Source organism: Novosphingobium sp. PP1Y (assembly GCF_000253255.1).
Lineage (GTDB): Bacteria > Pseudomonadota > Alphaproteobacteria > Sphingomonadales > Sphingomonadaceae > Novosphingobium.
This window is the reverse complement of sequence record NC_015580.1, coordinates 1,236,870-1,258,545: the sequence shown is the minus strand read 5'-3', so window position 1 is coordinate 1,258,545 and position 21,676 is coordinate 1,236,870. Positions and strand designations below refer to the sequence as shown.

General features: G+C 61.8%; 21 protein-coding genes. 9 read left to right on the top strand and 12 right to left on the bottom strand.

Features of this window, described 5'->3' with window-relative positions:
- Positions 1-23: 23 nt before the first annotated feature.
- A complete protein-coding gene (locus tag PP1Y_RS12050; RefSeq protein ID WP_013832489.1) occupies positions 24-1,493 on the bottom strand; it encodes a carotenoid oxygenase family protein in 1,470 nt (489 codons plus the stop codon).
- A 105-nt stretch (positions 1,494-1,598) separates the two neighbouring features.
- Here PP1Y_RS12050 and PP1Y_RS12045 point away from each other — a divergent pair, with 105 nt between their 5' ends.
- Positions 1,599-2,066, top strand: a complete 468-nt coding sequence (locus PP1Y_RS12045; RefSeq protein ID WP_013832488.1) for a MarR family winged helix-turn-helix transcriptional regulator — start codon at positions 1,599-1,601, stop codon at positions 2,064-2,066.
- Positions 2,067-2,069: 3 nt separating this feature from the next.
- Here PP1Y_RS12045 and PP1Y_RS12040 read toward each other — a convergent pair whose 3' ends face one another.
- The 3 genes from PP1Y_RS12040 to PP1Y_RS12030 all read right to left on the bottom strand — a co-directional run bounded on the left by PP1Y_RS12040 (position 2,070) and on the right by PP1Y_RS12030 (position 5,919).
- A complete protein-coding gene (locus PP1Y_RS12040; RefSeq protein ID WP_158511845.1) occupies positions 2,070-3,767 on the bottom strand; it encodes an acyl-CoA dehydrogenase family protein in 1,698 nt (565 codons plus the stop codon).
- Positions 3,768-3,806: 39 nt separating this feature from the next.
- A complete protein-coding gene (locus tag PP1Y_RS12035; RefSeq protein ID WP_013832486.1) occupies positions 3,807-5,114 on the bottom strand; it encodes an MFS transporter in 1,308 nt (435 codons plus the stop codon).
- A 91-nt stretch (positions 5,115-5,205) separates the two neighbouring features.
- Positions 5,206-5,919: a nuclear transport factor 2 family protein gene (locus PP1Y_RS12030; RefSeq protein ID WP_013832485.1), complete on the bottom strand. Its 714-nt coding sequence runs from the start codon at positions 5,917-5,919 to the stop codon at positions 5,206-5,208.
- A 67-nt stretch (positions 5,920-5,986) separates the two neighbouring features.
- On the opposite strand from PP1Y_RS12030, the gene PP1Y_RS12025 reads away from it, so the two are divergent.
- The gene (locus PP1Y_RS12025; protein WP_013832484.1) at positions 5,987-6,901 is read left to right on the top strand and encodes an SDR family oxidoreductase; all 915 of its coding nucleotides are present in this window, start codon (positions 5,987-5,989) and stop codon (positions 6,899-6,901) included.
- A gap of 45 nt (positions 6,902-6,946) precedes the next feature.
- Here PP1Y_RS12025 and PP1Y_RS12020 read toward each other — a convergent pair whose 3' ends face one another.
- Genes PP1Y_RS12020 through PP1Y_RS12005 form a run of 4 tightly spaced genes read right to left on the bottom strand, consistent with a single transcriptional unit; the run spans position 6,947 to position 10,891 of the window.
- Positions 6,947-8,383 carry an aldehyde dehydrogenase family protein gene (locus PP1Y_RS12020; RefSeq protein WP_013832483.1) on the bottom strand — a complete coding sequence of 479 codons (1,437 nt, stop codon included), beginning with the start codon at positions 8,381-8,383 and terminating at the stop codon, positions 6,947-6,949.
- Between the two features lie 43 nt (positions 8,384-8,426).
- On the bottom strand, positions 8,427-9,260 hold the full coding sequence (locus PP1Y_RS12015) for a glutathione S-transferase family protein (protein WP_013832482.1): 834 nt from the start codon (positions 9,258-9,260) through the stop codon (positions 8,427-8,429).
- Between the two features lie 13 nt (positions 9,261-9,273).
- Positions 9,274-10,095 (bottom strand): beta-etherase, encoded by an 822-nt coding sequence (locus PP1Y_RS12010; RefSeq protein ID WP_013832481.1) that lies wholly within the window; start codon positions 10,093-10,095, stop codon positions 9,274-9,276.
- A gap of 43 nt (positions 10,096-10,138) precedes the next feature.
- Complete coding sequence (locus PP1Y_RS12005) at positions 10,139-10,891, bottom strand: glutathione S-transferase family protein (protein WP_013832480.1); 753 nt, start codon at positions 10,889-10,891, stop codon at positions 10,139-10,141.
- A 232-nt stretch (positions 10,892-11,123) separates the two neighbouring features.
- Between PP1Y_RS12005 and PP1Y_RS12000 the strand changes: the two genes are divergently transcribed.
- The 4 genes from PP1Y_RS12000 to PP1Y_RS11985 all read left to right on the top strand — a co-directional run bounded on the left by PP1Y_RS12000 (position 11,124) and on the right by PP1Y_RS11985 (position 14,656).
- A complete protein-coding gene (locus PP1Y_RS12000) occupies positions 11,124-11,804 on the top strand; it encodes a glutathione S-transferase family protein (RefSeq protein ID WP_041558817.1) in 681 nt (226 codons plus the stop codon).
- Positions 11,805-11,807: 3 nt separating this feature from the next.
- On the top strand, positions 11,808-12,236 hold the full coding sequence (locus PP1Y_RS11995; protein ID WP_013832478.1) for a thioesterase family protein: 429 nt from the start codon (positions 11,808-11,810) through the stop codon (positions 12,234-12,236).
- A 60-nt stretch (positions 12,237-12,296) separates the two neighbouring features.
- Entirely contained in the window at positions 12,297-13,166 is an 870-nt protein-coding gene (locus PP1Y_RS11990; RefSeq protein WP_013832477.1) for a CmcJ/NvfI family oxidoreductase, read from the top strand.
- A 104-nt stretch (positions 13,167-13,270) separates the two neighbouring features.
- Positions 13,271-14,656, top strand: a complete 1,386-nt coding sequence (locus PP1Y_RS11985; RefSeq protein ID WP_065762427.1) for an MFS transporter — start codon at positions 13,271-13,273, stop codon at positions 14,654-14,656.
- On the opposite strand, the gene PP1Y_RS11980 is transcribed toward PP1Y_RS11985, so the two are convergent.
- Positions 14,628-15,467, bottom strand: a complete 840-nt coding sequence (locus PP1Y_RS11980; RefSeq protein WP_013832475.1) for a helix-turn-helix transcriptional regulator — start codon at positions 15,465-15,467, stop codon at positions 14,628-14,630. The two genes, PP1Y_RS11985 and PP1Y_RS11980, sit on opposite strands and share 29 nt — an antisense overlap.
- A 181-nt stretch (positions 15,468-15,648) precedes the next feature.
- Between PP1Y_RS11980 and PP1Y_RS11975 the strand changes: the two genes are divergently transcribed.
- The 3 genes from PP1Y_RS11975 to PP1Y_RS11965 are packed head-to-tail and all read left to right on the top strand — an operon-like array spanning position 15,649 to position 17,845.
- On the top strand, positions 15,649-16,488 hold the full coding sequence (locus PP1Y_RS11975) for a 3-keto-5-aminohexanoate cleavage protein (RefSeq protein WP_051010022.1): 840 nt from the start codon (positions 15,649-15,651) through the stop codon (positions 16,486-16,488).
- Between the two features lie 29 nt (positions 16,489-16,517).
- Positions 16,518-17,411 (top strand): SDR family oxidoreductase, encoded by an 894-nt coding sequence (locus PP1Y_RS11970; RefSeq protein WP_013832473.1) that lies wholly within the window; start codon positions 16,518-16,520, stop codon positions 17,409-17,411.
- Positions 17,408-17,845 carry a VOC family protein gene (locus PP1Y_RS11965; RefSeq protein ID WP_232512650.1) on the top strand — a complete coding sequence of 146 codons (438 nt, stop codon included), beginning with the start codon at positions 17,408-17,410 and terminating at the stop codon, positions 17,843-17,845. The genes PP1Y_RS11970 and PP1Y_RS11965 overlap by 4 nt, the downstream gene beginning before the upstream one ends.
- Here PP1Y_RS11965 and PP1Y_RS11960 read toward each other — a convergent pair.
- The 3 genes from PP1Y_RS11960 to PP1Y_RS11950 are packed head-to-tail and all read right to left on the bottom strand — an operon-like array spanning position 17,826 to position 21,659.
- A complete protein-coding gene (locus tag PP1Y_RS11960) occupies positions 17,826-18,650 on the bottom strand; it encodes an SDR family NAD(P)-dependent oxidoreductase (RefSeq protein WP_232512648.1) in 825 nt (274 codons plus the stop codon). The genes PP1Y_RS11965 and PP1Y_RS11960 overlap by 20 nt on opposite strands.
- On the bottom strand, positions 18,643-19,515 hold the full coding sequence (locus PP1Y_RS11955; protein ID WP_013832470.1) for a 4-hydroxyphenyl-beta-ketoacyl-CoA hydrolase: 873 nt from the start codon (positions 19,513-19,515) through the stop codon (positions 18,643-18,645). Before PP1Y_RS11955 ends, PP1Y_RS11960 begins: the two co-directional genes overlap by 8 nt.
- Positions 19,512-21,659, bottom strand: a complete 2,148-nt coding sequence (locus tag PP1Y_RS11950; protein WP_013832469.1) for a PQQ-dependent dehydrogenase, methanol/ethanol family — start codon at positions 21,657-21,659, stop codon at positions 19,512-19,514. The genes PP1Y_RS11955 and PP1Y_RS11950 overlap by 4 nt, the downstream gene beginning before the upstream one ends.
- Between the last annotated feature and the right edge of the window lie 17 nt (positions 21,660-21,676).

Sequence of the window (21,676 nt, the reverse complement as noted above, 5' to 3'; positions counted from 1 at the left end):
GCGCGACTTCCCCTACCGGTGCTTCAGGCAGCGAGGCCGATGGCGTCGGCGTCGGCCCAGTTGCCGTGAAGCCCGAAGCGCAGGCGGATCGGCACTTCGATAGTCGCCACGGGACCCTTCTCGATCTCCAGCGCATCGAAGATCAACAGGTCGCTGCGATGCTCCTCCAGGCGATTGCAGACCTGCAGGATCCAGCCGTCGCCTTCCGGGGCATCCGGTGAGCGCGGCACGAAACAGGGTTCCTGCAGACTGCTGACGGGACCGCACCACCAATGCTGCTCACGTCCTGTCTCCAGGTCTTTCAGGAACAGACAGTTCATCAGCAACCCACCTGCACTTCCACCACGGATCTCTACCGGACGGCGCATGTCCATTTCCAGCATCCAGCCGTAGCGGGTCCTGAGACCGGTAAACCGATCATCGATGCGGGGAAACTCGGCCGCCGTGTCGGTCAGGCGGGTGATCGCCGAAAACTCGGCTCCGTTGGATGCCATGTCGACCGTCCAGTCGGTCAGATAGCTCATCGCTTCCTGCCCGTTGAACGGTGCTCCATGCACATCCGGAAAAAACGGGAACATGTTGTTCTTTGCCTCGGCGGTCAGGAAGTGGATCTGCGATCCTTCCTGCCAGGCATTCAGGACATGGCTGGCAAAGCAATTGTCCCGACGGAACCAGCGGATCTGATCGCCGCTCACGCCTTCGCGCCGCGGCAAAACGCCAAGGTAAACGGGCATAGTCGTATCGAAGCCGAAGTGCGGGAGCCCCTGCTCCAGTCGCTCCCAGCTGCCGATCGAGGGGACGATGTGGATGACGAGGTAATCTTCGGTAATCGCGAAGTCATGCATCATGCAGTAGTAAGGCGCCTTGAACCAGACCTCGCGCACCAGTGCTCCGCTTTGATCGACCTCGTAATAGGCCACGTCGTCGCTGCACAGGCCCGAGGCGGCATAGCCGATCGCCACCATGTTGCCGGTCTTCGGATCCACCTTGGGATGCGAAGTGAAAGTCTGCCCCCGCATGGTCCCTCCGAAGGTCTCGAATCCGATCGTCTCCATCGAGGCGGGATCCATCAGCAAGGCAGGGCTGTCTTCCTTCATCGCCCAGAGCTTTCCTGCATAGATCCATGCATTGGTATTGGCAGTGGACCGGTAGACACCCTTGACCGCCTCGTCGTCCGTCAGTGGGTTGCGATAGGCACCGAACAGACCGCGCCCAGCCGCTCTCTCATGCAACCACTTGTCGGTTCTGGCCCAACGCTGGCGCAGGTCGCATTGCCCGTCGTGAATGTGGAAGCGGGTGATCATCCCGTCGCCATTGAAGGAGATGTCGTCGCCAAGCCGAGGCGGGAACTGCGGGTCGGGCTGGACGCGGAAGAAAGCACCGTTGAGTTCGCCCGGGATCGTACCCTTGTGGGCAAGGTCAGCGATGTCGGCTTCTATGCGGGACGGGGTATTGAATCCCGTGAAGTTCGGCGTCTCGGGAAAGTGGGACATGGCCTCTCCAGCTCAGATATTTTCGGTGAATTTTGTATGCACTACTAACATATTTATTCCAAGCCATCGCTTGACGATTCCCGAAAACGCAAGCAACAGGGAAAAATGAAGGATGCCGAAACATTCGCAGGACTGACAGCTGGTCGCACCCTGGACCACGTACTGGATCTACATTTGCGCCTTGCGCAAAGTGCCACGCAGCGTCGCTTCTCGGAGATCTTCAGCGATCTGGGAATCACCCAGACACAGCTGACGGCGATGCTGCTGATTGCTGAAAATCCCGGCACCTCTCAGGCGGACATCGGCCGTACCCTGCAGATGGACCGGGCAACGGTAATGGGCATCATCAACCGTCTCGAAGGCCGCGGGCTGATCGTGCGCGGGCAATCGGCGGAAGACAGGCGCCGGCAGACCCTGGAAATCACCGAGGACGGCGTCGCCATGCTGTCGGCGGCGCATGAACTGAGCGGCGAACTGGGCAGATGGCTGCGCGAAAGGTTTTCCGAAGCCGAATTCCACATGCTGGCTGCCCTCCTTAAACGCATCCACGAGGTCGAAATCGGCGGGGTGTAAGCCTCAATCGAACAGGCTTCTGAAATCCTCAAGCCGATCTGCTCCCAAGCAGGCAAGATCGGCCGCCGCCGCTGCACGGATCGGCAATTCTGCAAGGAAGCAAGCCGCAGCAAGTTTCATGCGCCGGGCAACGCCGTCGTCACCCGCCCTGTGAAGGATCCGCAGGGCAATCCAACCGCTGGCGACCATCGTGCAAAGATCGAGATAGGCGACGGCGCCAGCATCAGCATCGCGCTGTCTGTCGCGAAGGGCATCTATCTCCTGCGTCACCCTCTCCAGGCTCGCGATGCCCCTGGCAAGAAGCCGGGACGGCTCGTCCTCGCGCAGGTCTGCCCGAACCATTGCCGCAAAGCGCGCCAGCCCCTCGCCTTCCTCCCGCCAAATGCGGCGATGGACCAGATCGGCGGCCTGCATCCCGGTGGTACCTTCGAACACCGCAAAGACCCGCGCATCGCGCAGGCGCTGCTCGACTGGCCACTCACGCGTATACCCTGCCCCGCCGAAAACCTGCAACGCCGTGCTCGACACATCGAAGGCCAGTCGCGCCGCGCCGTCCTTCACCAGTGGCAGCAGGAACTGCGCAATGGAGGACCAATGGTCTCGCCCTTCGGCGTCCGGGGCGCAAGTGGCAAGGTCCAGGGCAATTGCACAGGCCATCGATAGCCCTCGCGCGGTCTCGATACGTCCGGCCATCTGCAGCAGCATGCGCTGAACGTCGACATGTTCGCAAATCGGCACGGGAGGCGCGTCGGGCCGCCCGCCCTGCCGCCTTTCCCGAGAATAGCGCAAAGCCGACTCGAACGCGCCGGTCGCCACCCCGACACCCTGAGGCCCACAGGACAATCGCATGCGCAGCATCATGTGAAACAGCGTTTGCAGCCCGCGCCCTTCCGCACCGATCAAAACCCCGCGCGCATCCTCGAACCCCATGGCGCAAGTCGGCGATCCGTGAAGACCCAGCTTTTCCTCGATGCGCCGAACAAAGACCCCGTTAGGAGGTCCGTTCTCATCGCGATCGGGCACGAGGAAAAGACTGAGGCCGCGAACCCCGCTGTCGGTGCCTGAACGGGCCAACATGAAGTGCCCGATACGCGCCGTGAGGTCGTGAGCACCGAAGGAAATCCAGCATTTCTCACCGGTTATACGCCAGCCTCCGCGCCCGTCAGCGACCGCACGCGTGCGGATACGTCCAACGTCCGAGCCTGCATCGGGCTCCGAAATACAGATCGTTGCGCCCCACTCGCCGGCGATAAGGCGCGGCACCCATTCCCTCGCCAGCTCCTCCGATCCGGCCTCGGCGAGAAGTTGCGCTGCCGTGCGATTGGGCGTCGCCAACATCGCGAAGGCGGGCGATGCGCGATTGAGCAGTTCTTCGCAGGCGGTTTGCAAGGCGAGCGGCAGGCCCATGCCGCCATGCTGTTCGGACAACGGCAGACCGATCCATCCCCCTTGCGCATAAGCCTGCCATGCCGCGCAATGCCCCTGCACGGTGACGACCCTGCCATCGACGAACCTTGCCCCTTGCCGATCCATGACACAATCGACCGGCGCCACCACGCCTTCGCAGAGACCTCCGGCCTCCTCGACGACGGCCTGCCATGTGTCAGCGTCGTACTCGATACCGGCCGCCTCGAGGGCATCGCGAAACGGAGCGATCTCGAGGTGCCGGCAAAGCGACTCGATGTGGGACCGATATTCCAAGCTCATTCTCCTGTAGCCGGAAACGCAGGCTCGAATGCCTCAGTCGCGGGGACGGAACCGCATGGCAATGAGCGCGAGCGCAGCCAACAGGGAGCCAGCCGCAATAAGCGTAGAAACCCAGGCCAGGGAAAATCCCGCCTCGAACAGCACGCCTGCCAGGATCGGCGAGAGTGCGGCACCGCCGCGACCGATCCCGATGGCGAATCCGGTCCCGGTGGCCCGCACATGAGTCGGGAAACTTCGAGCAAAGATAACATAGAGGCCGGATACCGCGCTGTTGGTAAAGAGACCCGAGACGAAAGCCAGCGCCGAAAGGCCAGCCAATGTCCGTACACCCGAGGCCCCGAACAGGGCGATCATGAGCGCCGATCCGAACAGCATGGCAACCGTGGCGCCCTTGAGTGGCAGCTTCTGAACGACGAAACCGAAGATCCCGCCACCGATCGCTCCGCCAAGGTTCGCCGCAACCAACACGCCTGCGGCCTCCGGTGCGGGAAAGCCGAGGTCGACGACGATCTTCGGCGTCCACTTCAGAATGAAGTAGAAGCTGACGATATGGGCAAAATAGGCAAAGGTCACGAGGATCGTCGTGGCCAAGAGCCCGGGCCTGAAGATATCCATGATCGACGGCTTGTCCTTGCCTGACCCTTCAGGCGGCAAGGCTGCCAACGGGCCATGCCCGAAACGCGCCATCAGCCGATTGATCCGCTCCAGCGTATGGGGACCGCGGCGGACCAGCAGGTATTGCGCCGTTTCCGGAGCGAATGCCCAGACCAGCGGGATGAAACAGGCCGTCAGCGCGCTGCCGAACCAGAAGATGGCGCGCCAGTCGAACAGGACCAGCAATTCTGCCGAGATAAGCCCGCCGATGACGGCCCCCAGTGGATAGCCGATCACCATCAGGCCCATGGCAATCGTGCGGCGCCGGGCATTGGCGAATTCTGCCGTCACGGCATTGATCGAAGCGAGCATTCCGCCGATGCCAAGACCGGTCAGGACACGCCAGATCGAAAGTTCGGCGATGCTGCTGGCCTGTGTAACCATCGCCATGCCCAGCGCCATCACGGCAAGGCAGCCCAGGATCGTGCGCTGCCGTCCGATGCGATCCGCGACGCCGCCAAGGACAAGCGAACCGACGGCCATGCCGATCAGCTCCATCGACAGGACCGCTCCCAGCGCGACCCTGTCGATACCCCATTCAGCGGCAATACCCGGCGAAGCGAAGCTGATCGACAGCACATCGAACCCGTCCAGCGCGTTCAGACCGACCATGATGGCCACGGCCACGATCTGCGCGCGCGACATTGGGGCATTATCGACAATGTCCCGTGGATCCTTCGCGTTCACCCATTTCCTCCCTTGCAGGCGCAGCCGCCACAGGAAGGCGCTACTCCAATTTAGTATCCTCAAGATACAGATACGTGTCTGCGAAAGGAATTCAATCGGTTTGGCTTGCGGCGAGCAGATTGCCGAAACGCGGGTGCGCAAAATGCATCGGCACGTCGCGGCGATAGGGCCAGGTCGGACGATGCTCTCTGGACGCAAGCAGCCGATCGGGCCCGACCGGATCTTCCGGGAAGGTCTTCGTCGCCGGCTGGAGATGCGAAGTCGTGTGTGCCCAGCCGTCCTCGTAGTTGGACTGCCACTGCATCATGTAGTCGAGGCGCCTGATCTTCCAGACACCGTCCTCGCGCACATAGTCGTTCTCGTAGATCCTGGCTTCCATGAACTGCTGCGGCATCCCGGGCTCACGCGTATCCTGGAAATCGTCATGCCAGCCGCCGAAGAGCATGCCGCGAAATCGCCCCTTGGCAGTCTGCCGATCCGGCGCGACCGTGATGACGTCCTGCATCTGGAAATGGTCCAGAAGCAACCCATCGACCGGCCCGGGCCTGCCGCCGGTGAAGCGCTGCTGGATCCAGTCACCGTAAAGGCGCCGGACCCCAGCATGGCCGACATATTCGCCGGAAAGGAAGACCACGACACCGTCCTCGGCGAAGAGTTCAGCCACCTGGTCAGGCAAATTGAAGTCGATGTAATACCCGTATGCCCAGTGCAGGCGGCGGATCGCATTGACGTCCTCCAACTCGCCCACGCGATTCTCGAGCCCCCCAAGCCGGTCGAGAATGGAGTCTGCGTCAAGGTCTGGCATCTGAATCTCTCCTTGTATATTAGTATGTATTGCAAACCATAATTTATGTGCTTCCGAGAGGACTGACATGACTGAGAGCAGGCGCGTAGCCTTCATTACCGGCGGCATTTCAGGTATTGGCCTGGGTATAGCCAAGGCTTTCGACGAAGCGGGTTTCGCCCTCGCCCTGACCTACCGCAATGAAGATTACCGCGATCAGGCAAGCCAATGGTTCGCAGAAAACAGCGATATACCACCCCTTTTTCTCAAACTCGACGTCACGGACCGAAACCGCTTCTCCGAAGTCGCCAAGGAAATCGACGCAAGGTTCGGCAGGTTGGACGTGTTGGTGAACAATGCCGGTGTTTCAGTGTTCGGGCCAACCGACGAAGCCACCTTTGCCGATTACGACTGGATCATGAACGTCAATTTCGGAGGTGTGGTAAACGGTCTTGTTTCGCTCCTTCCTCTGATCAAGCGAACTGGGCCGGGCAGCCACATCGTCAATGTCGCCTCCATGGCGGCTTACCTTTCCGGCCCGCAGGCCGGGATCTACACGGCCAGTAAATTCGCGGTCCGCGGTCTCACGGAATCGCTGCGCTACAACCTCGCGTCTCTGGGCATCGGCGTCTCGCTGCTATGCCCCGGACTCACGCGGACGAACGCCTGGGACAGCGCCTTCCGCCGCCCGGATGCGTTCGCAGACACGGGCTTCGGTGCGGTGGACAGGGCGGACCTGACCGCATTCGGCAAGGCGTTCGAGATGGGCATGAACCCATTGGAAGTAGGGCGGAAGACCTTGCAGGGGATCGAACGCAACCAGGGCCTCATCTTCTCTCATCCCGAATATGCCGAGGATTTCCGCGAAATTTATGAGACTTCGATCGCCGCCCTGCCCGATGAGGATGCACCGGCCGAGCGCCTGGAGATCGAGCGCCTGCGCCGCGAAGCCAATCGGGCGGCGGCGGCAGGCCGCTCCATTTCGATCGATGACCTGACCTGACTGCCGAAGGGCGGACACCGGACGGTTTCCGCCCTCCCGAACCCGTCAGGCCTTCTCCGGCAGGTATGAGCCGATGACCGACTTGATCTCGAGGAATTCCTCGATGCCGAACTTACCGAATTCCCGACCGTTGCCTGACTGCTTGTAGCCGCCGAAGGGCATGTCGAAGACGAGACCGCCGGCATTGACGAAGACTGCTCCCGCCCGCAGCTTGCCGACGATCTTGCTCGCCTTGACAGGATCGCCGGCAATGTAGGCGCCCAGACCGTAAGGCGTATCGTTGGCGATGCGCACGGCGTCGTCCTCGTCCTCGTAAGGCATGATGGCCAGGACCGGGCCGAAGATTTCCTCCTGGGCGATCGTCATGTCCGGGGTCACGTTGGAGAACACGGTCGGCTTGACGTAGAAGCCACGCTCCAGCCCATCTGGACGCCCCAGACCGCCTGTCACCAGCGTTGCGCCCTCGTCGATGCCCTTCTGGATCAAACCCTGGATCTTGTCCCACTGCGACTTGTTCACCACCGGGCCGATATGCGGCCCTTCCGTCAGCGGATCCCCGACCGGCTTGGCCGCAAACATCTCGCCCACCATCCTGGCCGCTTCGTCATGCTGCGACTTGTGGACCAGCATACGCGTAGGGGCAACGCAGCTCTGACCGGAATTGATCAGCACACCGCCCACCCCTCCGGGCAGCGCGGCGTCGAGCGGGGTTCCCTCGATTATGATGTTGGGCGACTTGCCGCCCAATTCCTGCGACACGCGCTTGACGGTATCGGCAGCATTCTTGGCGACCATGATGCCGGCGCGCGTGGAGCCGGTGAAGCTGATCATGTCGATGCCCGGATGCTTCGCCAGCGCGGTGCCGACACCGGGCCCGTCCCCCTGCACGAGGTTGAAGACGCCAGCAGGAACCCCTGCCGCTTCCATGACCTCGGCAAAGATCGCGGCAGACGTCGGCGCTTCCTCGCTGGGCTTGAGGATCATCGTGCAACCCGCGGCAAGGCATGGGCCGACCTTGGCAACGATCTGGTTCATCGGCCAGTTCCAGGGGGTAATGAGAGCCACGACGCCGATGGGTTCGCGAACGACGGTGTTCTCGCCGAGACTTTCGGCGAACGCGAAGTCCTTTAGTGAGGCCAAGGCCTGACCAAGGTGCGCTACGCCCGATCCCGCCTGCGCGGTGGACGCCGTCGAGATCGGACAGCCCATCTCGATTGCAATGGCCTCTGCAATGTCGGGAATGCGGGCCTTGTAGGCCTCGATCACCCTTTCAAGGAGGGCCATGCGTTCTTCGCGGGTGGTTTGGCCAAAGCTTTCGAAAGCCCGCCGCGCTGCCGCGACGGCCCGGTCGACGTCAGCCGCAGTGCCCAGCACGATCTCCGAGCAGGCATCCTCGGTTGCGGGGCTCACGACTGGTTGTCTGACGCCGCCTTCGCTGTCGACCCAGCTGCCGTCGATATAATTCTGCAAGTAGCTCTTCATGAAAATGGTCCTGTTCTCGGCAAGAATGGAAATATTCGGGATCTCAGGCACCGACAGTCGCGGTGACGAGGCCCAGTTCGCGATCGGTGGCCGGCGTACCCCACTTGTCGCGCGGAGGCATGGGACGCTTCTCCCAAGCCGGATCGAGGGTGAAGCTGGAAATATGCCGCCCTTGAGGAAGGCGACCGTTACCACCGCCCTGGCTGTAATCGTAATACAGGGTCATCAGCTCGCGATGACTGTGCCTGTTCGCGACGGCCGGGTGTTCGGTACAGGCTTCGCGCCAGCGCAGCACGCGCGCCAGGTGCTGAGGCACTTCATAGCCTTCATAGTATTCCAGGAACCAGAGGCGCTTGAACATCGGTGCAAAGACAACTTCAGCCCAACCGAAAGAAGCGAACAGATAGTCGCCGTCAGGGCTATAGTGCCTCAGGAAATCGTCCAGCCGTGCATACTGCGCATCCACTTCCGCCTTGCAGTCGTCGCGCTTTGCGCGGTCCCGGTTGAGGATCATGCGATACCCGGCACCGGTAAACTGCCCGTCCGTGGCGCAAAGCATGGCCTCGACCGCATGTTCGAAGGGATCGCGTTGCGCTACCGGACGTTCGGGAAACCGCTCCTCGAAGTAGCGCAGGATCACCATGCTTTCCTTCAGGGTCTCACCATTCTCCAGCTCGAGCGCGGGAAGCGAGGTGGTTCCGCGCGTTTTCGACAGGAGCCAATCCGGCCGAGGCTTGGAAATGTCGACTTCATGGTCGTCCATGATCCCCGACAGCCCCTTCAGATCGAGCAGGATCTCCACGCGTTCCGAAAAGGGGCAGCCCGGGATGTGGTACATCCGCAAGGCGCCCGGCGGCGGCTCTTCGTGCCATGCCATCGTCACTCTCCTCTCAGTCCGCCATCTCGGCACTTCGTGCAGTCCCGCGGTTGACCGGAGCCACTTCGATCCCCGCCCCATCACGAGCGAACGGCTCTGGGTCTCCTTCCCGCAGGCGGAGGCCGAAGAGACTGTGCATCCCGGGGTGCCGACCAAGCCCGGCGTAGAGATCGAAACCGCGATCGAGCCAGCCGCGCAAGGGATCGTCCTCGGTCAAAGGCGGTGTCGTCGCGACCGAGGCCGTCCACAGAAAGACGGCAAGCGCCGTGTAATCGGCGAAATTGGGCGCATCTCCGCCAAGCCAGGGCGTATCGCGCAGCAACTTGCGGAAGGGTTCCAGCGTCGGAGGCACCAGCGGCAGGCGATCTTCCCTGCCCGCCTGCACTTCCTCCAGCGTCTTTCCGCCCAGAAACATCGTCTCGCGCGAGTGGCGGACGTAGGTCTGGTCCTGAGGCAAGGACAAGTCGTGATAATCCTGGATATAGCAACGGAACCAGGGGCCGATGGCAGTCTGCCACAGCCAGGCATCGAGAAACTTGGTGAGCTGTTTCATCGAAGGACCTTCGAACAGCATCGGCCGGTCCGGATAGCGCTCATCGAGGTATTCGGCGATTTTCCAGCTGTCGAGCACCCACTCACCGTCATCGACGATGACCGGAACGCGCTCGCTGCGCCCGCCCGTACGTTCGGCAATTCCGGTAAATCCTCCGGGCACGATATCGACATCGAACCCCTTGTGCGCCAACGCATATTTCGTGCGCCAGACGAAGGGGCTGATCGTGCAACCCGAAGCAAGTTGCAGATCGTAAAGGGTAATGCGGTTGTCTTTGGCCATCCCGTGAAGCTCCTTGGTCGCAGTTTGGTGGCGGCGGGGACCGTCAGGCGGTGACTTTCTGGCCGCGGTCGGCGAACTCGCTTTTCGAGTTGGCGAACATCGCCTTGCAGGCCGGACGATCATTGATCTTCTCGATCCAGGCCACGAGGTGCGGCGTGGCTTCGCGGTTGACGATATCGGAAAATCCGTTCTGCATGCCGTTGGCGATGGCGAAATTGCACACGTCGGCCAAGCTGAAATTCTCGCCGGCGAGCCAGGGGCTTTCCGCCAGCCGCGTTTCGAGCCGGTTCACCGATACGCCGATCTTGCGCATCTCTTCGTCCAGCACCTCCTTCGGGAAGCCGGTGCGCGCAGTGCGCCACTTCGTACGTTGCTCCGGGACAGGAATGCGCGCGACCTTCGCCTCGAATTCCTCGTCCGAAAGCGCCCGCGCCATTGGCCCGATCATCCGCTCCCAGCCGATCGTGGAGACGCACCAGCAGAAGTATTCGTCCACCCACTTGGTCCAGACCCGCATTTCGGCGATCATGACCGGGTCGACGGGCCGCAGGCGCGGCGCCTCGGGAAAGGCATCTTCGAGATATTCGCAGATCACCGTCGATTCGGTGATGATGTGTCCGTCATGGTCGAGAGCCGGAACCTGCCCTCGCGGATTGATCTTCTTGAACCATTCCTCGTGGTGCTCGAACCGCGTGGGATCGACGAAACGCGGCGTGAATTCCAACCCCTTCTCATAAAGTGCGAGCAGTGGCTTGAGCGAATTGGCCCCCGGACCAAAGCTGTAGAGCGTCAACATGAACTGGCAGTCCCTCTCCGTCTTTCATTCTCGATATGACATGCAAGGTGCGGCACGGTTCGCGGGTGAGGAAGTCCACCGCCAATACTATTAGAATCGCCAACTGGTTAAGCGCTCCGCGAAGCTGTCATTCCCACTAATACTGTTTTCGCTCTTCTGGTTGCGAGGGCGCTACTCTGCTTGTCTCGCCCCTCAAGGCGCGGCGAATCGCGCGAAATGCGGGGAGAGACGCTTGCTCGAATTGCTCACATCGGAAACGCCGAACGGCTGGAAGACCACGATCATGCTCGAGGAGCTCGGCGTGGCCTACAAGGTGCGCCCGATTTCGCTCACCGATCGGGAGCAGAAGGAAGAATGGTATCTCGGGCTCAATCCCAATGGCCGTATTCCAACGCTGATCGATCACGATGTCGAAACTGAGGGCGGTTCCTTCGCCGTCTTCGAATCCGGTGCGATCCTCATCTACCTTGCCGAGAAGTTCGACCGCTTCCTGCCCAAATTTATCACAGGACGCAGCGAAGCGATCCAGTGGGTCATGTGGCAGATGTCGGGGCTGGGGCCGATGATGGGACAGGCGACCGTCTTCAATCGCTACTTCGACGAAAAGCTACCTTCCGTGATCGACCGCTATACGCGCGAGAGCCGGCGCCTGTTCGAGGTGATGGACCGCCGACTCGCCGATCGGGAATTTCTTGCCGGCGACTATTCGATCGCGGACATCGCCTGCTTCCCCTGGGTCCGTGGCCGCGACTGGGCCTGCATCGACATGGATGGCCTGTCGCATCTCCAGCGATGGTTCGACACGGTCGCTGCCCGCCCGGCCGTGCAACGCGGACTCCTCATTCCCGAACCACCCGCGGCATCGGAAATGGCGGCTCAGACGACCCGACAGGGCAAGAACATCCTGGCCTGAAAGATGCAGTCATTCCTGATACGCGAGCATCGCATCGAATGGGGCCAGTGCGACCCTGCCGGGATCGTCTTCGCCCCGCGCTTCATCGACATGTTTGCCGAGAGCACGATCCTGCTTTTCGAGGCGGCCGGCCTGCCCCGCAAGCGCGACATGCTTGCCCAGATGGGGGTGGTCGGCTTCCCACTTGTCGACCTTTCGGCGCGGTTCACCTCCCCGGCCAGCTATGGCGATGTAGTGAGGATCGAGGCAGATGCGCCGATCTTCGGAAACAGCAGCTTCACGATCGCGCATCGTATCCTGCTGGGGGATCGACTCTGCGTGGAAGGCACCGAGAAACGCGTCTGGACGGTCGCGTCGCCTGGCTCACCCTCTGGCCTGCGCTCTGCCCCTGTACCGCAAGACGTGAGGGCCCGTTTCGCCGGATCGCAATGACCGAAGTCCTCAGAGCTTCGGAATAGAACAGAAGAGAAGTTCGGGAAGAGGGCCATGGCCATGGAGGAGACGAAGGATCGCAGCCGCCCCGCAGAAGCGATCCGGACGACGATCGAATACCTCGTCCCGACTTCGCGCATCAATCGCCGTTTCTGGGCTCCGGGCAAGGAATTCAACACGGGCATCTACCAGCCCTACCCCGTGACGATCTGCAATGCGCGGTTGGCCAGGCAGCCCTTTACGTTGGACAAGCACGGTTTCTGCCTTGCACGGTACCCCAGTGCCGTCACCGACTTCACTGATCCGGCTCAGCTGGAGATCTATCCGGACGAGGTCGCCAAAGTTGCGATGGCCCTGACCGGGGCCAACTTCATTATTCCGATGGGAGGCCAGTTGCGCTCTCCGCTCATTGCTGGCGAAGCCTATCAGCCTCCAGCGGCCGAGGCACACGTCGATTTCAATTCAAGTACCGCGCACAAGATCGCACGGCGCCTTTACGCGGCAGCGCGTCCCGATGGCCCGGACTTCGAGCGCTTCATTGCCTTCAGTCTGTGGCGCACGTTTTCACCGGCACCGCAGGACTGGCCGCTCGCCTTGTGCGAAGGCCCCTCGGTCGGCGAAGAGGACAGCGTCGCCAACGTGAAGATCGACGTGGACGAGATCCCTGAAGGCGACGCGCTCTACGCGCCGATCCCCGGTGAGGAAGACATGGTCGCAGCCACCATCTTCAAGTTCAGTGCCGAGCATCGCTGGTGGTATTTCCCCGACATGACCCGAGACGAGGTCATATTCATCAAGTTCCACGACAGCGACCACAACCGGGCGTGGCGCGCACCGCATACGGCATTCCACGACACCAGCCGCCCGGACGCGGCAATTCGTGAAAGCTATGAGTTCCGGGCCATCGCCTACTTCGAAAGGTCGCAATGAACGAAGGCGCGCTCCATTTCGGCCCCACCGACAGACGCGGTTCGGGGACGCTGGATCATAGGCCCGTTGTGCCGAGGGATGGAGAGCGTCCGCCCGATCCTCGCATGATCGCGATCATGGTCGCGTTCATCATGTTCCTCTCGATCCTCGAAGCCACGATCATTGCAACGGCCCTGCCGGATATGGCGCGTGACTTCAGGATCTCTCCCAGCGAGCTGGGAATCGGGATTACCGCCTACCTCCTGGTCTCGACGGCATGCCTGCCGTTAAGCAGCTGGCTCGCGCAGAAGCTGGGGCCGCGACGGGTGCTTGCGGTCGCCGTTCTCGGCTTCGGCGTCGCATCGCTGCTTTGCTCTCTCTCCACGACCCTCGCCCTTTTCGTAACGGCGCGAGGCTTGCAGGCGTTTTGCTCAAGTCTCATGGCGCCAGTGGGCAACCTCATCCTGCTGCGCATGACGCCAACGCACCGGCTGGTCGAAATGCTGGCGATCAGTACGACCCCCGCCCTCGTCGCGCCGGTCATCGGCCCTCCCCTTGGCGGCTTCCTGACTGAGGCCTTCGGTTGGCAGTCCATCTTCCTGATCAACCTGCCGCTTGCCCTCGTCGGTTCGGTCCTCGTGCTACGGCTGATCCCATCCATTTCGCCGCAACCGACCCGCTTCGATCCGCTTGGCTTCGTCCTGATCGCCAGCGCCCTGACCATGCTCATCTATGGATTCGACAGGCTTGGCGCGCATCCGGACAGCCCTTCCTTTCCAACGCTCATGCTGGTCGGCGGAGCGGCAATCGGGCTGCTCTCCTATCGCCATCTTCGACGGCATCCCGACAGCCTGGTTGCTCTCGACGCCTTGCGACATCGCACGTTTCGATCGATCGCGTTCGGGGCGGGCATGCTCATGCGCATTCCCTTCATGGCGCAGGCACTCGTCCTCCCGCTGTGCTTCCAGCTTGCCTTCAACCTCTCACCCGGCGCAGCTGGCCTGTTGCTTCTCGCCAACAACCTGGGCGACCTCGTGCTCAAACCGATAGTCGGGCGCGTCATTCGCCTGACCGGTTTTCGAGCCTCCCTCGCCTGGGGGACGGGCCTGATGATGGGCACGATGGCCGCCCTTGCGCTTCTCGATGCGAAAACGCCATTCTGGCTGATGGCGCTGACGATGTTCACGGCAGGCCTGGCTCGCTCGGTTCCGTTCACGGGGATGGTGTCCATTGCCTTCGCAGACGTCGCGCAAGAAGAACTGCCCGGGGCCATCGTCCTCAACAGCATCGGCAACGCCATGTCGGCCGCGGTTGGCATTTCGCTGGGTGCACTGTTCCTCAACCTGCCTTTCGCAAACGAAATTCAAGACGAAGCTTCGCCCTACCGGCTGGCCCTGGTCTCACTTGCGCTACTGGGGTTTGGCGCGGTTCCCCTCTTCGCCCGGCTTCCCGCCGGCGCCGGGGCGAAGATCATCGATCGCACTACGCTCGAACATCCAGTTCCGGCTTGAGCTTGCGCAGACGTTCGAGCAGAACGGCATCGCGTTCCTCGTTCGGCGCGAACAGGATCAGGCGCTGGCTCGGGGCTTCCTCGATCGCATAGGACGTGTGCCGAAACCAGATTTCTCCGATTTCCGGGAAGAAGCTGGAATTGATCCCCTCAAAGTGAGCCCGGATCTCACTACGCTCCCAACTCTCCCTGAACAGCGCGGATCGCTCGGTCATCTCGGCAATGATCTCGTCGAAGACTTCGGGCTGCGCGGTCTGGCTATAATCCCACTTGAAACGGGCTGTGAGGCGCTGTCCCATTTCACGGAAAAAATCGGGATCGGCCTGATAGCGCTCATTGAGCATCAGGATCTTGAACAGGTTGCGTTCGTTGCGCGGCAAAACGCTGTAGTCACGAAAGGCGACGGAAACGAAGGAGTTCCATCCCACGACCGTCCAGTCCTCGACGATCACGAGCGCCGGAATAGCGAGATGGTCGAGCAGATGCTGCGTGCCAGGACGTATCGTCTCATCGAAGCGTGAAACGAGTGGCGGCGGGCGATGTTGTGCCAACGCGAAGAGGTATTCGCGCTCGGTATCGGTCAGGTGCAGCGTACGGCCCAGCCGTTCGATCATCGGCGCAGATAACTGCACTTCGCGGCCCTGTTCGAACCAGGTGTACCAGGTCACGCTCATGCCGGCGAGCGCTGCGACTTCCTCGCGCCGCAATCCCTTGGCACGGCGTCGCTCGCCCGGCGGGAGTCCGACATCGCCGGGCTTCAGCCGACCGCGCGCGGACTTCAGGAATCGCGACAGCTCTTCGCGATGCGACATCGTTCTGCTTCCTCCTCCAGTGCCATCCTGAACCAGTTACCTTACCTGATAGGATAGGCGCTGGTCTGTTCCGACCTTTCCGAATTTGCGAATCCCTCGAATCAGCAAATCAGAAGAACCGAGGAGAGCGAGATTGGCGCGAAAAGTCTATATTACATGCGCAGTTACAGGAAGTTCACCGATGCCGGAGCATCCCAACTTTCCGTTTCGGCCCGATCATGTCGCCAATGAGGCCCTGGCAGCTGCCGAAGCGGGTGCATCGATTATCCACGTCCATGTCCGCGACCGCGAAACCGGCGAACCATCGCAGGCGCTCGACGATTATCGCGAAGTCGTGGGCCTGATCCGCGAAAAGAACCGCGAGGTCATTCTCAACGTCACGACCGGACCGGGCTGCAACTGGATGCAGAGCGAAGAAGATCCGGCCGTATGCGGCGAAGGCACGCTCATGTTCACGGCGGAGCGCAGGCTGGAACACATTCTCGATCTCAAGCCGGACATGTGCACGCTCGACATCTGCACCATGCAACTCTGGGGCGGTGTCGCGATCAATCTCGATCCGATGATCACCCGCATGGGCCACATGATCCAGGATGCCGGGGTCATGCCCGAGATCGAATGCTTCGAGGCAGGCGACTTCGTATTCGCCGATGACCTCATGGCGAAAGGGGCGATACCCAGCAACGCGCCGTTCTCCTTCGTCCTCGGTACCAAGTACGGATTGCCGGCGACACCGGAAGCGATGCTCTACGCATCCAACCAGATCCCGAAAGGCGCACATTTCACCGGCTTCGGCATCAGCCGTCACTCCTACCCCATGGCCGCGCAGTCAGTGCTCCTGGGCGGCCATGTCCGCGTTGGTTTCGAAGACACGATCTACCTGCGCAAGGGACTTATGGCGCCCGACAACGCCGCTCACGTGCGCTGGGCGGTCGAACTGATCGAACGCCTGGGGGCAGATGTCTCAAGCGCCGCAGAAACGCGCGACATGCTCGGGCTGGAGAACCACGCCTACGCCTGAAAAAACACGATGCTCAAGGGAGAGTGAAGATGACACAAGTCGCAGGCCGCACAGCCTTCATAACAGGCGGCGGATCGGGCGTGGCATTGGGCCAGGCCAAGGTCTTCGCGAAGGCCGGTTGCAGGATCGCCATTGCCGACATCAGGCAGGACCATCTCGACGAGGCGATGGCCCACTTCGCCAATACCGACGCCACGGTAATGCCGGTCCTTCTCGACATCACCGACCGCGAGGCCTACCGGCGCGCCGCGGACGACGTGGAGGCAGAGCTGGGACCGGTCGAACTGCTCTTCAACACCGCTGGCGTATCTCATTTCGGCGCTATCCAGGATGCCACGCACGATGACTGGGACTGGCAGATCGACGTCAATCTTCGCGGTGTCATCAACGGCATACGCACGTTCGTCCCGCGCATGGTGGAGCGGGGCAACGGCGGACACATCGTCAACACCGCATCGATGTCGGCTTTCGTCGCGCTGAAGGGAACCGGCATCTACTGCACCACCAAGATGGCCGTTCGCGGCCTGACCGAGACCCTGGCTCTCGATCTGGACGGCACCGGGATCGGCGTATCACTGCTCTGTCCCGGGGCCGTGAACACCAATATCCATGAAGCCTTGCTGACGCGGCCGAAGCATCTTGCCGAGACCGGCTACTATCAGGCCGACCCGGCCATGTTCGAGCACCTCAAAAAGGTAATCGAAATCGGAATGGAGCCCGAAACACTGGCCCAGCACGTGCTCAAGGGCGTGCAGGAAGACCAGCTGTACATCCTCCCCTACGCCGAATTCCGCGGCGCTCTGGAGGATATCCACGCCAGGGTCATGAGCGCACTTGCGCGGCCCGAAGACGATCCGGACTTTGATCGCCGCGTTGCCCGGGGCGTGCCCGGTGGCGAACGGAAGCAGGAGGAAGCGGCATGAACAGCCCCTTCATGGCTTTCGAGACGCGGATTCGCGCCCGCGTCGTCGCTCTCGATCACTTCAACGTGATCGTCTCCGACCTCGATCGAAGCGAGGCATTCTACCGCGATGTCCTTTCGCTGGAGAGCTGCGCTCCGCCGGCCCCGCTCACCCGGGAGATGGCGCGCTGGATCTACAACAGCGATGAGCGCCCCATCCTTCACCTGAATGCACAAGACGTGCCGCGCGCCATGGACCGGGACATGAGACCGGGACCGACCGGGGCGCTCCACCACATTGCTCTTCGCTGCGAAGGTTTCGATGAGATCCGGGATCGCCTGGAAGACCGCGGACTCCGCTACGAAAGCAATGTTATCCGAAGCATCGGCCTGCGCCAGATCTTCGTCCATGATCCGGACGGCGTCCTGCTCGAACTCAACTTCTTCGACGAGTAAGGCGGGCAAGCGAAGGCGCGTTCGCCTGGACAGACAGGGTCCCGAGCACGCCGCCATCTACCGCAAGGCTCTGTCCCGTCACGTGCGATGCGGCATCGGAGAGCAGGAATGCAGCGACACCGGCCAGTTCCTCGGCGCGGCCGGTGCGGCCTTGCGGGATGCGGGACGCCAGCTGCGACATGGCCTCATCCGGCAAGGCGTCGAACATCTCGGTCTCGATAAAGCCGGGAACGATGCAATTGCATCTCACGCCGAAGGGAGCCGCCTCCAAAGCCACGGCGCGCGCAAGCCCGAGAAGTCCGTGCTTCGATGCAACGTAGGCCGCGTTGTTCGCCATGCCGCGCTCACTCGCCAGACTTCCAATGACGAGTATAGCGCCCTTCCCCCGTTCCTTCATCATCGGCAGCACATGAGCGATAGCGCGAAACGCAGACAGGAGATTGACCTGCATGACATGCATGAAATCACTGTCCGGGTAACTCTCCACCGGGGCGAAGGTCCCCCCGGTTCCGGCGTTGAGGAAAAGGCCGTCGATTGGACCGTTAACCGCGACGGCCCGGTCGATCGCGACAATCAATGCTTCGCTGTCAGACACATCGACCGCATGCCACGCAGCCCCCTCCCCCAGAGAAGCGGCCAGCGCTTCGAGACGCTCGGCACGGCGCGCCAGCAAGGTCACACGCCCTGCTTGCGCGGAAATGCACTGAGCCGTCGCTCTTCCGATGCCGCTCGACGCGCCGGTAATGACAACGTGACGGTCCGAAAACGGCATCCAGCGAGACGATGCTGAAGCGCGGTCAGTCAAGGCCGAGCACTCTGACCGCATTGTCCTTCATGATCCCGGCCATGACGCTTTCCTTGAAACCGATATCGCGAGCCGCCTCGATCCACTTGTCAGGCCGGATCAAGGGGAAATCCGAACCGAACATCATTTTGCCCGAAAGTTGCCCGTTGGCGTAGCGTACGATCTGGGGCGGAAAGTACCGGGGGCTCCAGCCCGAGAGGTCGATGAAGACGTTCTCCTTGTGCAAGGCCATCGACAGGCTCTCATCCACCCAAGGCCAGCTGGGGTGGGCCAGGATGATCTTCATGTCGGGAAAGTCCGCCGCGATATCGTCCACCAGCATGGGGCGGCCGTATTTCAGGCGTAGCCCTCCGCCGCCGCGCATCCCCGTGCCCATGCCGGAATGCCCGGTGTGGAATATGGCCGGCAATCCGAATTCGGCGATGACCTCGTATATCGGATAGCCGACGCGATCGGCCGGGTGACAGTCCTGCACGATGTGATGGAACTTGAATCCCCGCACGCCGTGGTTCTCGACAAGATCGCGCGCTTCGCGAGCTCCGAGCTTGCCCTTGCGCGGATCGATCGAAGCGAACGGCAGGCAGATGTCCGCATGTTGCGCGGCGAAGTCCGCAACTTCGTAGTTGGACACCCGGCGCGCTCCCAGACCACTCTCCGCATCGACCGTAAACAGGCAGAAAGCGATATTCTGGCGCCTGTAGATCTCTGCGATTTCGGGCATCTTGGGACGTTCGCGCGGCGCCTTGAAATAGGCCGAGGCAGCATCGAAGAACTGGGCCATGACCGGATCCTCGGGATCATGACAGGACACTTCGGCGTGGACATGAACGTCGATCGCACGGATCGCCTTTACGTCGATGGTCATCGGCTAGCCGTCTTGGCGGATCCCGCGTCGAGATCGCGATCCTCGTTCGCACGATGGATGACGTATTGGCGGACTGCCTCGATTTCATCGGGGTTCAGCACATTGGCGAAACTGACCATGCCGTTGGCTTCGAGGGCACCGTCATGGACCACGGTCTGGAAAGCCGCCTTGTCTGCAACGATCGCAGAGCGACGCAGATCGGGCAGCAGGCCGCCGCCAATGGCCGCATCACCGTGGCAGGTTCCGCAAAAGCGACCATAGCGATAAGCGCCCCTCTTCACCTGCTGCATCGTGCCGGTGAAGGGCGGCGGATCGATCGGCATCTGATTGACCGGCGGGCTTGCAGGAAGCTTGGCCTTCCCGCCGAGCTTGAAGACGAGAAGCCGGCTGACATTGTGCACCGGCCCACCGTCCTGCGACAGCAGCCCCGGTGCGAGGGCCCAGATGCCGCCCCACCCCGCGACCACGGCCAGATACTGCGTATCGCCGATCTTGTAGGTCACCGGCGGGGCTACCACGCCCGTCTGGACCGGATAGGACCACAGCTTGGCCCCCGTATCGGTGGCGTAGGCCGCCATTTCGCTTTTCATGTTGCCCTGAAACACAAGTCCACCGCCGGTCGCCAGGAGGCCACCGTTATTGGCGCTGGGGAATGTGACCCGCCAGCGCTCCTTCTGTGCCACCGGGTCCCAGGCGATCAGGACGCCCTGCGTCGCCTGTTCGGCTCCGGCGCGGACCTTGCGATCGGCCGGCATGGCCCCGGCGGACATGTCGACGCCGGTATTGAATCCCTTCTTCGCCGGCTTCCAGTCCTTGTCCGCAAAATAGGGGAAGGCTGCGATCTGGGCCGGAATGAATACCAGCTTCTCCTTCGGGTCCCATGCCATCGGATGCCACGAGTGTGCCCCGCCTGCACCCGGCGATCCGATCCATGGGCGACCGGTCTTGTAATACCGCGCCTCGGGGTTCTCGATCGGCCGGCCGCTCTTCGGATCGAGGCCGCTGGCCCAATTGACCGGCACGAAGTTCTTGCCCGATATGAACTCACCCGTCTCGCGGTCGATCACGTAGAAAAAGCCATTCTTGGGCGCCTGCATCAGCACCTTGCGAATTTTTCCGTCGATCTCGAGGTCGGCAAGCATGATGTGCTGCGTCGCCGTGAAGTCCCAGGTTTCTCCCGGCGTTTCCTGGAAATGCCAGACATATTCCCCGGTTTCCGGGCGGACCGCGACGATCGATGAAAGATAGAGATTGTCGCCCTTGCCTTCCGACCGGATGCCGTGATTCCACGGGCTGCCATTGCCGACGCCAATATAGAGCAGATCGAGTTCGGGATCGTAGGCCATCGAATCCCAGACCGTGCCGCCACCGCCTTCGGCCCACCACTTCCCGTTCCAGGTCTTCTCGGCGTCCTTCAGATATTTCTCGCTATTCTTTCCGGGCTGGTCGGGCACCGTATAGAAGCGCCAGGCCTGTTTGCCGGTCTGAGCGTCATAGGCCGTGACGTACCCGCGCACGCCCATCTCTGCCCCGCCATTGCCGATGATCACTTTCCCGCCGATGACGCGCGGGGCACCGGTGATCGTATAGGGCTGGCTCTGGTCGACGGTAACCTGACTCCATAGCGTCTTTCCACTCTTGCGATCGAGAGCGATGAGGCGCCCGTCGAAGGTTCCCAGGAACAACTTGTCGCCCCAGGCCGCCAGTCCGCGATTGACCACGTCGCAGCAGCCATTGACGCCCGCCTTGCCGGGAACCTCCGGATCGAAGGCCCACAGTTCCTTGCCCGTCACCGCATCATAGGCTTTGACCTTGGACCAGGCCGTGGAGATGTAGATGACGCCATCGATCACCAGCGGCGTCGCTTCCTGGCCTCTGGAGGTATCAAGATCCGCAAACCAGGCAAGACCGAGATCCTTGACGTTCTGCCTGTTGATGTCGGTCAGCGGCGAATAGCGCTGTTCGTCGTAGGTACGCCCATAAGAAGGCCAGGCATCATTCGCTCCCTCAGCGATGAGTTTCCCGTTGACGCCGTCGCGGGCAAGATCCTCCGAGCCATTGGCGAGACCCATTCCGCAGCCTGACAGGGCCAGACATGTCCCCGACACGACAACCGCCAGCAACGAGAAACCCTTCGCAACCATTTCACTCTTCCCGCATT